Annotated in this window: 12 protein-coding genes; 9 read left to right on the top strand and 3 right to left on the bottom strand. The window is 60.4% G+C overall.

What is annotated here, in order from left to right; genetic code table 11:
- Positions 1-125 precede the first annotated feature (125 nt).
- Positions 126-398 carry a succinate dehydrogenase assembly factor 2 gene (locus AB6809_RS27495; protein WP_006047561.1) on the top strand — a complete coding sequence of 91 codons (273 nt, stop codon included), beginning with the start codon at positions 126-128 and terminating at the stop codon, positions 396-398.
- Positions 399-470: 72 nt separating this feature from the next.
- Entirely contained in the window at positions 471-1,772 is a 1,302-nt protein-coding gene (gene gltA, locus AB6809_RS27490) for a citrate synthase (RefSeq protein ID WP_006047562.1), read from the top strand.
- Positions 1,773-1,937: 165 nt separating this feature from the next.
- On the opposite strand, the gene AB6809_RS27485 is transcribed toward gltA, so the two are convergent.
- Positions 1,938-3,035, bottom strand: coding sequence for an AraC family transcriptional regulator (locus tag AB6809_RS27485; RefSeq protein ID WP_029971826.1), 1,098 nt, complete (start codon positions 3,033-3,035; stop codon positions 1,938-1,940).
- A 151-nt stretch (positions 3,036-3,186) separates the two neighbouring features.
- Here AB6809_RS27485 and AB6809_RS27480 point away from each other — a divergent pair, with 151 nt between their 5' ends.
- Positions 3,187-4,437, top strand: a complete 1,251-nt coding sequence (locus AB6809_RS27480) for a DUF1479 domain-containing protein (protein ID WP_029971828.1) — start codon at positions 3,187-3,189, stop codon at positions 4,435-4,437.
- A gap of 90 nt (positions 4,438-4,527) precedes the next feature.
- Here AB6809_RS27480 and AB6809_RS27475 read toward each other — a convergent pair whose 3' ends face one another.
- Together AB6809_RS27475 and AB6809_RS27470 are read right to left on the bottom strand one after the other, a co-directional pair.
- Positions 4,528-4,779 (bottom strand): GlsB/YeaQ/YmgE family stress response membrane protein, encoded by a 252-nt coding sequence (locus AB6809_RS27475; protein ID WP_006047565.1) that lies wholly within the window; start codon positions 4,777-4,779, stop codon positions 4,528-4,530.
- Between the two features lie 369 nt (positions 4,780-5,148).
- Positions 5,149-5,946 (bottom strand): DeoR/GlpR family DNA-binding transcription regulator, encoded by a 798-nt coding sequence (locus AB6809_RS27470; protein WP_029971830.1) that lies wholly within the window; start codon positions 5,944-5,946, stop codon positions 5,149-5,151.
- Between the two features lie 176 nt (positions 5,947-6,122).
- Between AB6809_RS27470 and AB6809_RS27465 the strand changes: the two genes are divergently transcribed.
- The 6 genes from AB6809_RS27465 to AB6809_RS27440 all read left to right on the top strand — a co-directional run bounded on the left by AB6809_RS27465 (position 6,123) and on the right by AB6809_RS27440 (position 11,999).
- Positions 6,123-6,977 carry a transketolase gene (locus tag AB6809_RS27465; RefSeq protein ID WP_371027542.1) on the top strand — a complete coding sequence of 285 codons (855 nt, stop codon included), beginning with the start codon at positions 6,123-6,125 and terminating at the stop codon, positions 6,975-6,977.
- On the top strand, positions 6,970-7,914 hold the full coding sequence (locus AB6809_RS27460; RefSeq protein WP_029971834.1) for a transketolase family protein: 945 nt from the start codon (positions 6,970-6,972) through the stop codon (positions 7,912-7,914). Before AB6809_RS27465 ends, AB6809_RS27460 begins: the two co-directional genes overlap by 8 nt.
- Before the next feature lie 32 nt (positions 7,915-7,946).
- The gene (locus AB6809_RS27455) at positions 7,947-8,744 is read left to right on the top strand and encodes a GolD/DthD family dehydrogenase (protein ID WP_029971835.1); all 798 of its coding nucleotides are present in this window, start codon (positions 7,947-7,949) and stop codon (positions 8,742-8,744) included.
- A 67-nt stretch (positions 8,745-8,811) separates the two neighbouring features.
- A complete protein-coding gene (locus tag AB6809_RS27450) occupies positions 8,812-9,756 on the top strand; it encodes a D-ribose ABC transporter substrate-binding protein (protein WP_006047570.1) in 945 nt (314 codons plus the stop codon).
- A gap of 72 nt (positions 9,757-9,828) precedes the next feature.
- Entirely contained in the window at positions 9,829-10,464 is a 636-nt protein-coding gene (locus AB6809_RS27445) for a DUF2291 family protein (RefSeq protein ID WP_006047571.1), read from the top strand.
- On the top strand, positions 10,461-11,999 hold the full coding sequence (locus tag AB6809_RS27440) for a sugar ABC transporter ATP-binding protein (RefSeq protein WP_006047572.1): 1,539 nt from the start codon (positions 10,461-10,463) through the stop codon (positions 11,997-11,999). The genes AB6809_RS27445 and AB6809_RS27440 overlap by 4 nt, the downstream gene beginning before the upstream one ends.
- Positions 12,000-12,009 lie beyond the last annotated feature (10 nt).

The following is a 12,009-nucleotide window of genomic DNA, read 5'->3' as shown; positions in this document are numbered from 1 at the left end:
TGGCAAGATCAAGGAATTGATGGTTCGCCGCACTGTCTAGAGTGAAGTGAATAACCCACGCTTCGTGTCGTTGGCTGCCCGAAAGAGCGGTCGGAGCGCCGCGGAGCGACCCGGCAAGTATTGACATGAACGATGCATCGCATCAGTCCGATCCTCTCCGCCGCGCGCGTCTTCGCTGGCGCGCGCGGCGGGGCCTGCTGGAAAACGATCTGATCTTTGAACGTTTTTTCAGCCGATATGAGCATGACCTCAGCGATGCCGATGTGGGCGCACTTACGCGCCTGCTCGAGCTGAGCGATAACGACCTGATGGACTTGCTTCTCGCGCGCAAGGAACCTGAAGGCGAGCTTGCCGACCCCGATGTGATTCGGGTCCTGGAGCTGCTGCGCAACGCTTGAGCGCCGCGAGTGCGTTGTTCCAGGCGTGCAATTATCGAAACCCTGTTTACATACTTCGATTGAGGATGTGCTATGACCCCGTCAGATGTTAAAGCCACGCTATCGTTCAGCGACAATTCGCCGAGCGTTGAAATGCCGATTTACAAGGGCACTCTCGGCCCGGACGTGATCGACATCCGCAAGCTGTACGGCCAGACCGGCAAGTTCACGTACGACCCGGGCTTCATGTCGACGGCGGCGTGCAATTCGGCGATCACCTACATCGACGGCGATAAAGGCGAACTGCTGTACCGCGGCTACGCGATCGACAACCTCGCGCAAAACGCCGACTTCCTCGAAACGTGCTATCTGCTGCTGAAGGGCGAACTGCCCAACACGGAGCAGAAGGCCGAGTTCGTGAAGACCGTCACGAATCACACGATGGTGCATGAGCAAATGCACTTCTTCTTCCGTGGTTTCCGTCGCGACGCGCACCCGATGGCGATTCTGGTTGCCGCAGTCGGCGCGCTGTCGGCGTTCTATCACGACTCGCTGGACATCAACAATCCGCGTCACCGTGAAGTGTCGGCCATTCGCATGATCGCGAAGCTGCCGACGCTGGTCGCAATGGCGTACAAGTACAGCATCGGCCAGCCGTTCGCGTATCCGCGCAACAACCTGTCGTACAGCGCGAACTTCATGCACATGATGTTCTCGAACCCGTGCGAGGAGTACGAGGTCAACGACGTGCTGGTGCGCGCGCTCGACCGTATCCTGATTCTGCACGCGGATCACGAGCAGAATGCGTCGACGTCGACCGTGCGTCTCGCCGGTTCGTCGGGCGCGAATCCGTTCGCGTGTATCGCAGCGGGCATCGCCTGCTTGTGGGGCCCGGCGCACGGCGGCGCGAACGAAGCAGCGCTGAACATGCTGGAAGAAATCGGCTCGGTCGACAACATTCCTGAGTTCATCAAGCAGGTGAAGGACAAGAACTCGGGCGTGAAGCTGATGGGCTTCGGTCACCGCGTCTACAAGAACTACGATCCGCGCGCGAAGCTGATGCGCGAAACCTGCCACGAAGTGCTGAACGAACTGGGCCTGCACGACGACCCACTGTTCAAGCTCGCCATGGCACTGGAAAAGATCGCGCTGGAAGACGAATACTTCGTGTCGCGCAAGCTGTACCCGAACGTCGACTTCTACTCGGGCATCGTGCAGCGCGCGCTGGGCATTCCGACGTCGATGTTCACGTGTATCTTCGCGATGGCGCGTACGGTCGGCTGGATTGCGCAGTGGAACGAAATGATCGCCGATCCTGAGCAGAAGATTGGCCGTCCGCGTCAGCTGTTCATCGGCGATACGCCGCGTGAGGCGAAGCCGATCGGGCAACGCTGAGCGGGTTGAGTCTGCCTGGCCTGTAGTGGCTGGTTCGCTACGGGCTGGAGTGGGCTTCAACGCTTGAGATAGAAAACGCCCCAACGGGTACACCGTTGGGGCGTTTCCGTTTTCGACGCGTATTGCGATGCGTGTTGCGTGCGGCGAGCCGTTCGTCGTGGAAGCTCATTCGCGCCGCTGCCGCCTTCCCGACCTCTCGAGCGAAGGCGGACGCATCTGCAAATTATGCGGCGTCGCGGCCGCGTCTTCCGCGGTCCGGCCATGCGTCTCGAAGAAGCGTCGATACGCGCTCGGCGTCATGCCGCGCGCCGCCAGAAACTGTCGATTGAAATTGGCCAGATTCGCAAAGCCGGCCTTCGCTGCGATCAGCGCGATGGGCCATGTCGTGTCCGTCAGTTGACGCGTGGCATAGCCGATCCGCAGACGGTTCAGATAACGCCCGACGCTTTCGCCGAGATGCCGCACGAAGTAGCGGTGCAACGAGCGCTCGGACAGGTTCGCTACCTCGCACAGTTCGGTGATCCGCAGCGGCTCGTGAAAGCGCCGGTCGAGCAGATCGAGGACGCGGTTCAGCCGCTCGGCTTCGGACGCGCTTGCGCCCGGCGTGACGGTAACGCCTCCGACGGGGCGACGCGTTCTTGCTTCCGCTTCACCTCCCGCTCCCGCCTCGACGGAATCGGCCGGTCGGCCCGCCCCGGCAAATCGCACGGCGCTATACGTTGACGCACCGCCTTGCTTCGTTGCACTTCGATACGCCGCCGGCGACGCCAACGGCTCCGAAGCGCCTTCCGCAAGCCGCGCCAGCACGTCGAGCACAGCGGCAAGCCGCACGCGCGGCGACGGGTCCAGCAACGCCTCCGTTCGCTCGCGCATCGACGCAGCGGCTTCGCTCGAAAAGCGCAGCCCCGGCGCGGCGCGTCGCAGCAGCGTACGCAGCGACGCGAACTCCGGGCAGCAGTCCGCGATTCGCCGCGCCCAGTCGCCGCTGAACCACACGACGATCGCTACCTGAGGCGCGCTCGCGTCGATCGGTGCCGTCGACGCCCACGTATGCGGCATGTCGGGCGGCACGAGGACGAGATCGTCGCCGCTGTACTCCGCGATGTGATCGCCGATAAAACGGCGGCCGCGGCTATTCATCGTCAGCGTGAGTTCGTATTCCGGGTGGTGGTGCCACTCGAACGGTATCTGCGCGAGCTGCCGATGGTAGACGCGGATCGAGCAGCCGTCCGGAATGGTGACGCGTTCGTATTGAGGTTTCACGATAGGCAGCCTGGCCGCACTGGGGAGCCGGAAACGGCGGCGAATGTCTGGATTGTATCGGTATGTGGCCGTAAAGCATGCTTGGCGATGGCCGAACATCCTTAATCTGCAGGAAGGCCGAAGCACACAGATCATCTCAAGGAGACAACCCATGCCGCTCGTCATCGACAATCTTCCCGAGGCTATTCGCAGCACCAAGCGCACGTTGCGCGCCGCGCTGCCGAACTACAAGCAAGTGTTCGAGCAGGTGGAAGGCGCGATCCGCCAGCAGATCGACGCGATTCACCGCGACCGCGCGCAGGGGCGCGATGCGATTCCCGTGTTCGATTATTCGTCGGTGCTGTCCGGCGCTGTCGATCAGGCGACGATCGCCAGCATCAAAACGCGCGGCGCGTGCGTCGTGCGCGGCGTTTTCGACCGGCAGCAAGCAAACGACTGGAACGACGAAATCGCCGAATACGTGCAGCGCAACGACCTCGACGCCAAGCTGGCGCATCGCGCGGAAGACAAGTATTTCGGCAACCTGGCGTCGAGCAAGCCGCAGATTTACGGCGTCTACTGGTCGAAGCCGCAAACGGCCGCGCGCCAGTCGCAACAGCTAACGAATACGCGCGTGTTCCTGAACCGCCTGTGGACGTCGGAGAGCGAAGGCCGGCGGCACTTCGATCCCGAGCGCGTGCCGGTGTACGCGGACCGGATTCGTCGCCGGCCGCCGGGTTCCGAGTCGCTCGGTTTGTCGCCGCACGTGGATGGCGGCTCGGTCGAGCGCTGGCTCGACACGAATTTTCAGCAGGTTTATCGGCATGTGCTGTCAGGCAACTGGCGCGCGTATGACCCGTTCGACGCCGCGTATCGGCCGGACGTGCAGGAAATTCCGTCGCCGGCCGTGTGTTCGATGTTTCGCACTTTCCAGGGCTGGACTGCGCTAACGCCGCAAGGCCCCGGCGACGGCACATTGCAATTGATCCCGATCGCCAACGCGATGGCTTACGTGATTCTGCGAGCATTGCAGGACGACGTTCCCGACGACGAACTGTGCGGCGCTCAACCCGCCCGCGCGCTGTCGATCAAGCCCGAATGGCACGGCCTGCTGCTCGAAGCAGTCACGCCGATTCCGCACATGCAGCCGGGCGACGCGGTGTTCTGGCACAGCGACGTCGTGCATTCCGTCGAAGACGCGCATCGCGGCAGCGGCTACAGCAACGTGATGTACATCGCTTCGGCGCCGTGGTGCGCGAAAAACGAGGCCTACCTGAAGCGTCAGTTGCCGAGCTTTTTGCGCGGCGAAAGCCCGCCCGATTTTCCCGCCGACCACTTCGAAACGGACTTCGCCGGCCGCGCTCAGGAAAGCGATTTGACGCCGCTTGGCCGCGCGCAACTCGGCTTCGATCTTTCGCGCTAAAGCATCGGATGCCCGCCGGCGACGACTCGGTTTATTCGCTTGCAGACCAGAGCCGACTCCGGGCGGGCGCGTCGCGTCACCGCCAGGCGCTCATGCCCGGCGCCGCACGATTCCATAAATGACCAGCAGCACGATCGCCCCAATCACCGACGCCACCCAGCCTGCCGGCTGCCCCGGCTGATACCAGCCCAGCGCACGTCCGACGTAGCCCGCAATCAGCGAGCCGGCAACACCGAGGATGATGGTCATGATGAGACCCATGCGGTCGTCGCCTGGCTTCAGCGCGCGCGCAATCAATCCGACGACCAGCCCTACGATCACTGTACCAATGAAGGAAAACATGCTGACCTCCCAAAGAGTGTGAGTACTTCAGTCTTCTTTACTACGAGCTGCCGCTTTCCCGGCGACGCTTTTCGGAGCATACGCGAGACGCGGGATAGGGCCAAAAAAGGCGCATTGGTTTGTGCATCGCGTGCGCCGTCGCAACAATCGCGCCCAGGTCCCGGCGCGACTACGACGTCCGGGAATGTCCCGCGCTTTTGCCGTTGAGCGCTGCGTTGGATTGTCGGTGATGCTGATGCGGGTATCGATTGTCGGCTCGACCTCGCCGCGCAATAGGCGAATTGCGTTCGAGCCCGACGGCGTGGAAATCGTCGCGAAATCCGGAGCCGCCGCCGCAACGTCGGACGAAGCGCTTAGCGCTACTGTCCCTCAGCGCGCCAACTCGTCCGTCTCGTCCGCAGCGTAGATGATCTGCGTGCCGTTATCGCCTAGCCACTTTGCGAAGTCGTCCGTCAGGCCCCCGTCGGTGACAAGGTAGTCGATTCGGTCCATCGCCCCGAACGCCGCGAACTCGCGTTTTCCGAACTTGCCCGAATCGGCGAGAAGGTAGACGGTCTTTGCCGCATCGATCATCGCCCGCTTAACGTGCAGGTCGATGAAGTCGGGGTACGAAATACCGGATTCTTTCGACACACCACCGGCAGCCAGAAACAGTTTGTCGACGAACATGCCCTGGAAAAAGGCCGACGCCTTTTCTCCCGAGACCGCAATGGTTTCCGGCTTGAATTCGCCGCCCGTCAGCATGATCCGGTTGGTAGGCTCCGCGCCGAGAATGATCGCGATGTTGAGCGCATTCGTTACGATCCGCAGGTTCTGACGATCAAGAAGATTTTTCGCAAGTTCGGTCGTCGTCGCACCGCAATCCAGAATGATGGAGTCGCCGTTCTTGACGAGGCTCGCCGCCATCCGTCCGATCAGCGCTTTTTCCGGACTTGTCGGAAGGATGTTGGCCCGATCGACAAAATGGCGCCTCGGACCCGCCTCCGACGTGACCAGGCGGACGTTGCCGTGAACGCGTTCAACGCGTCCCTGCTTCTGCAGCTCATCAATGTCTTTTCGAATAGTTGGCATCGAAACGCCAAACTCGCTGGAAAGCTCGGAAAGCTTTACCAGCCTGGCGGCCTGCACTTTCTCAAAGATCTTCTCTGTTCTTGTCCGTTGGTCCATTTGCTCATCCCGCGAAGCGTCGGTGCGGCTTCACAACACCCGTCGATATTGTGCCCTAAACGGCAGCAGTACGGCCCGGCCAGGGGTTTTCCCGCTTTCCATCTATTTCTCTTTGACTTTCTAAAGAAAGTAAAAGAAACTGAATCTCAAGCAAACGGGAAGTTCGGGAGTTGGGAATGGAAAACCCCTACAAGCAGTCTGGCGACGCCCTACATCGGCGGGCGCAGGAAATCCGTAAAAAAATCTGCGTGATGAATTCCGCTGCGAAGAGCGGCCACACGGGCGGCGACATGTCCGAGGCCGATGTGCTCGCGGCGCTGTACTTCCATGTGCTCCGCTACGAAGTTCAGTCGGACGGCACCGTCAAATGGCACGACGAATTCATCCTCAGCAAAGGACACGGCGTAGGCGGCCTCTATTCCTGTTTTGCCGAACTCGGCTGGCTGGCTGACGAAGAACTTCTCACGTATCTCAAGGACGGTTCACGTCTGCCGGGACATCCGGTCAGGCAAAAGCTGCCGTCGCTGGTGACAGTCAACACGGGCGGGCTCGGACACGGCTTCCCGATCGCGGCAGGGCTCGCGATGGCTAAGCGGCGTCATGCCGTTAACACGAAAGGCTCGGTCGGCCGCGTTTTCGTTCTCACAGGCGACGGCGAACTGGAAGAGGGTTCGAACTGGGAAGCCGCAATGGCGGCGGCGCATTTCGAACTGGCCAATCTCGTGGTGATCGTCGACCGCAACCGGCTGCAACTGGCGGACTTCACCCACAACATCATGGACATGGACCCGCTCGACGAAAAATTCCGGGCCTTCGGCTTCGAAGTGCACGACGTCAACGGCAATCAGGCCGACGCCATCTGGAAACTGATCGAAAGTCTGGACTACGAAAACGGGAAGCCGAAAGTCCTCATCGCTCATACGATCAAGGGCCGCGGCGTGTCGTTCATGGAGAACGTGCCGGCATGGCATCACAAGGTCCCGGACGAAACGCAACTGAAGCAGGCATTGGAGGAACTGGACCATGCGTGAGTACGCCGATTTGCGGGACGGTGCGGTCAGCGCGCTCGGACGGTTGACGGCCGAAGGCCGCGACATTGTCGTGATGGTCGCGGACTCCACGTCCACGTCGAAGATCAGCCCGTTTCTAGAGACGTACCCCGAACGGGTCATCAATGTCGGCATCGCGGAACAGAACATGGTCGGTATGGCCGCGGGCCTGGCGTTGGGCGGCCATGTCGTCTTCACGGCCAACGCGGCGCCGTTCCTCGTGGCTCGCGCTAACGAGCAGGTGAAGAACGACGTCTGCTATAGCGCAACAAACGTGAAGATGCTGGGCCTGAACGCCGGTGTCGCGTACGGCCCGCTGGCGTCGACGCACCATGCCATCGACGACATATCAATCATGAGCGGATTCGGCAACGTGCAGATTCTTGCGCCGTGCGACGGGATCGAAGTCGTGCAGATGATCGAATACGCTGCGGCCGTCGAAGGTCCCGTATATATCCGGCTCGATAACGCGAAGTTTCCGATCGTTCACGAGGCGAGCTACCGTTTCGAGCCTGGTCGCCCGGACGTGGTGATCGAGGGCAGCCGCGTCGCGGTGATTGCGTTGGGCTCCGTGGTCGGCGAGGCGCTCGAAGCCTGCGAGTCGCTGAAGGCAGAGCATGGCATTGCGCCGACGCTCGTCAACCTCTCTTCAATCCGGCCGCTCGATGCCGATGCGCTCGCAAAAATCATTGCGGCTCATGACTCGATTGTCACCGTTGAGGAACATTCGCTTCATGGCGGCATCGGCGCGCTTACGGCTGTGCTGATGGCGCGGCGTCAGCTCTCGAAACCGCTGACCATGCTCGGCATCACCGAAGGCGAATTCGCAAACTACGGTACGCGCAAAGGCATCCGGCGCCATTACGGAATCGACGCGGCAGGTATCGCCGACGCAATTCGCGCCCAGTGCGCGCATTGAACGTATAGCAAAGACCTCAAGGAGACACTGGAATGGCAATTCAGTACGACATGTCGCTGCGTCATGGCGTCGACTTCGACTTCCGGCTCGACGGCAAGGTCGCCGTCGTCACGGGTGGTCTGGGCGGTATCGCGATGGCGACGAACGCAGCGCTTATCGCGAAGGGTGCCCGCGTTGCGATCTTCTATCCGAGCTTCGAAGAGCCGCGCGTGCAGGCGGCGATCGAAGAACTCGGAGCCACTAACGCCCGCGCGTTTCCATGCGACGTCGCTAACGAGGCCGACGTCGAAAAGGCAATGAAGGCTGCGCTTGGCCACTTCGGCGATCTTCATCTGCTCGTCAATGCGGCCGGCTGCATCACGCTGACGGCAGCCGAAGACATCGGTGTCGACGAGTGGCAAAAGCAGATCGGCGTGAACCTCACGGGTCCGTTCCTGTGCGCGAAGCATTTCGCGCGGCATGTTCTCGCGAGCGGCCACGGAGGCAAGATCGTCAATATTGCTTCGCAGGCCGCAACCGTGGCGATCGACAAGCATTGTGCGTACACGTCGGCCAAAGCCGGGTTGATCGGTATGACGAAAGTGCTGGCCAAAGAATGGGCGTTGCGCGGAATAACGGTGAATACGGTTTCGCCGACCGTTGTGCTGACGCCGATGGGCGCAGCCGCCTGGGAGGGCGAAAAGGGCGAAGCGATGAAGAAGCTAATACCCGTCGGACGCTTTGCGTACACGGATGAAATTGCCGCGGCCATTCTGTTTCTGCTCTCGAATGGAGCGGACATGATCACCGGCGCTGACATCATGATCGATGGGGGATACACCATCTGCTGATGCAGTTCGAGCGCAGCCGGTCCGAGGCTGCAACACGTTAAGAAAGAGATCAATCTGGAGACAAAAAATGCTGAAGAAGATCGCACTTGTTGCTGCCGTCGCTGCTTCGTTCGCAGCGGTTCATTCCGTCGATGCACTCGCCGCTTCTAAAGGAACCATCGCCATTCTGGTGAACGCCCTCGACAATCCGTATTACGCCGCCGAAGCCAGGGGCGCCGACACCGAGGCGAAGAAGCTCGGCTACGACACCATCGTGCTGTCGCACGGCGAGGATGTGAACAAGCAGAATGAACTGGTCAATCTGGTGATCGGCAAAGGCGTGAAGGGCATCATTCTCGACAATGCGGATTCGAACAGTAGCGTCGCCACGGTTCGCACCGCGCAGGAAAAGAAGGTGCCGGTCGTGCTGATCAACCGCGAGATCCCGAAGGATGGCATTGCCATCGCACAACTGAGCCACAACAATCTGCAGGCGGGTACTGAAGTCGCGCAGAAGTTCGTGGAAGCGATCGGCGAAAAGGGCGAATATGTGGAGCTCACCTGCAATCAGGCAGACAAGAATTGTGTGACCCGTTCACAGGCTTTCCACCAGGTGCTTGACCAGTATCCGGATCTCAAGATGGTTGCGCGTCAGGATGCCAAGGGCGCGCTGCTGCCCGGCAAGCAGGCAATGGACTCGATCCTGCAGGAACATCCGAACATCAAGGGCGTGATCTGCGGCAACGGGCCCGTGGCCCTCGGCGCGATTGCGTCGCTCGAATCCGCCGGCAAGAAAGACGTTGTCGTGATGGGTATCGACGGCAGTAATGACGAGCGCGATTCGCTCATGCAGGGCAAGTTGAAGGCAAGCGTCATGTTGCAGGCGCAAGGCCTCGCGATTCACGGCGTCGACCTGCTCAACAAGTACATCACGACGGGCAAGACCGGCGAACCGGAGCGCCAGCTCACTCGCGGCATCCTGATTACGAAGGACAACGCGTCGCACGTCAAAGACTTCTACTACAACAAGTAAGCGCGCCAGCTTTTCAAGTAGGCGGGTGCGGCCGGCGCTGCACCTGTTGACGTGTCGTCAGGAGATGTTGTCATGGTTTTTTCCCCATCTGCAGCCAGGTTCGCGCTGGTGGTCGTCGCTCTCGTTTCAGTTGCCGGGTGTCACGTCGTGACGGATACCGAGCTGGCCCAGATTCGCAGTCAGGGTCAGCATCAAGGCCCGGACCCGGAAAAGATCCTGAATGAACAACTGATTCCGTATGCGGACAAGAATGCCAGGCCCGCAGCACAGGTGATCGGCGCTGCCGGGCAGAACTTCGATAACGCCTGCAAGGAGTACGGCTTTCGCCAAAGCGCGGCTTTCCCATGCAACTTCTGGATACGCGTGCAGGGCAAGGTTATCAAGGTCGACACTTCATCGCGCGTTGGAAAGGTATTCGTCGATGTCACGCCCGCTTCGGGCGGCGAGCCCGTCCATGTCGCACTCGAGACGGGGCCGGTCGTGATCGGTACTGGCGTGCGCGACGGATTCCCCGGCGTCAAGTACAGCGACTTCGACGATCAGACGCGTTTCGCCGTATTCGGACAGGACCTGAACAAGCTGGTGGTCGCGCGAGCGCAAAAGTCGCTCAAGCCTAAAGTGGGCGACACGGTCGACGTAGCCGCGGTATTCAGCAGTTGGAGCGAACCGACGGGCGAAATCCGCGCAATTCCGGTGACATGGAAATGAACCAACCGCACACCATGAATCCCGCCAACGTGATCGAGACGCGCGGACTGTCCAAGGTCTATCCGGGCACCGCTGCGTTGGTCGAAGTCGACTACAAGGTGCGACGCGGCAAGGTCAATGTGTTGATCGGCGAAAACGGCGCCGGCAAATCGACGCTGATGAAGCTGCTCGCCGGTGCCGAGACGCCGACATCGGGAGAGATATGGGTCGATGAAAAGATTGCCCACATTACGGACGTGCGTAGCGCCGAAAAGCATGGCATCGGCATCATCTTTCAGGAATTGAACCTCTTTCCCGATATGACCGTGGCGGAGAACATCTTCGCCGGGAATGAGTTGACCAGTTCCGGCGTAATCCGCACGAAGGACGAGAACCATCAGGCGAAAGTACTGCTTAACCGTCTGCAGATTCCAATCGACCCGCGCATGCGACTCGGCGATCTCTACGTCGGGCAACAGCAACTGGTCGAAATTGCAAAGGCGCTCTCCAAGCACATCAAGGTGCTCATCATGGACGAGCCGACTTCCGCGCTCTCGAAGACGGAAGTCGAGATCCTCTTCAAGATCATTGCGCAGCTCAAGGAAGAGGGCGTCACGGTCATTTACATCTCGCATCGTCTCGAGGAAATCATGGCGATCGGGGATTGCATTACGGTATTGCGTAATGGGCGCCTCGTCGCAGAAGACGACATTGCGAATATCGACATTCCCTGGATCATCGAGGCGATGGTCGGATCGTCGAAGAAGCGTTTCGCATTCGAGCAGCATGCAATCGGCGAGGAAGTCCTGAAGGTCAAGGATCTTGCGCTGAAGCGCTCGAATGGCATCTACGCGGTTGACCATGTTTCGTTTTCCGTCAGGGCCGGAGAAGTCATTGGTATTTATGGCTTGATGGGCGCCGGCCGGACTGAACTGCTCGAGTCTTTACTCGGCGCGCAGCCGCTGGCTCTCGGCGAAATAGAACTCGCCGGCAAGGCAATCGAAGATCTGCCAATTCCGAAACGGATCGAGGCGGGCATTGCGCTCGTACCCGAAGACAGACAGAAGCAGGGGATGGTGCAGCTCATGTCGATCCTCGAAAACATGACGCTGTCCAGTCTGTCCAGATTTACTCGCCGTCTCGCGTTCGGTGCACTGCGACGCGACCGGCAGCTCTCTGCGTCCAACGATATCGTCAAGCGCCTCGCAATCAAGGCGTCGTCGGTGGATGCGCCGATCACGTCGCTGTCGGGCGGAAACATGCAGAAGGTGGTGATCGGCAAGGCATTGCTGACGTCGCCGAAAGTACTGCTGATGGACGAGCCGACGCGGGGAATCGACGTAGGTGCAAAAGAGGACGTGTACAAGACGATCAGCGTGCTCGCGCAGTCAGGCATTGCAGTCGTGTACGCGACCTCGGAACTGGACGAGGCAATGGCTGTTTCCAATCGGGTCTTCGTGATGGCCAGCGGCAAGCTGACGGCGATCATGGAACGTGCACAGTTTGACAGCGAGCGCATCGTGCGCGCGTCAACGCCCGCGACAGCCGTAGTGTGAAGCACCATGA

It is taken from the genome of Paraburkholderia sp. RCC_158, from assembly GCF_041355255.1.
Lineage (GTDB): Bacteria > Pseudomonadota > Gammaproteobacteria > Burkholderiales > Burkholderiaceae > Paraburkholderia > Paraburkholderia graminis.
This window is presented reverse-complemented; position numbering and strand designations above follow the sequence as displayed.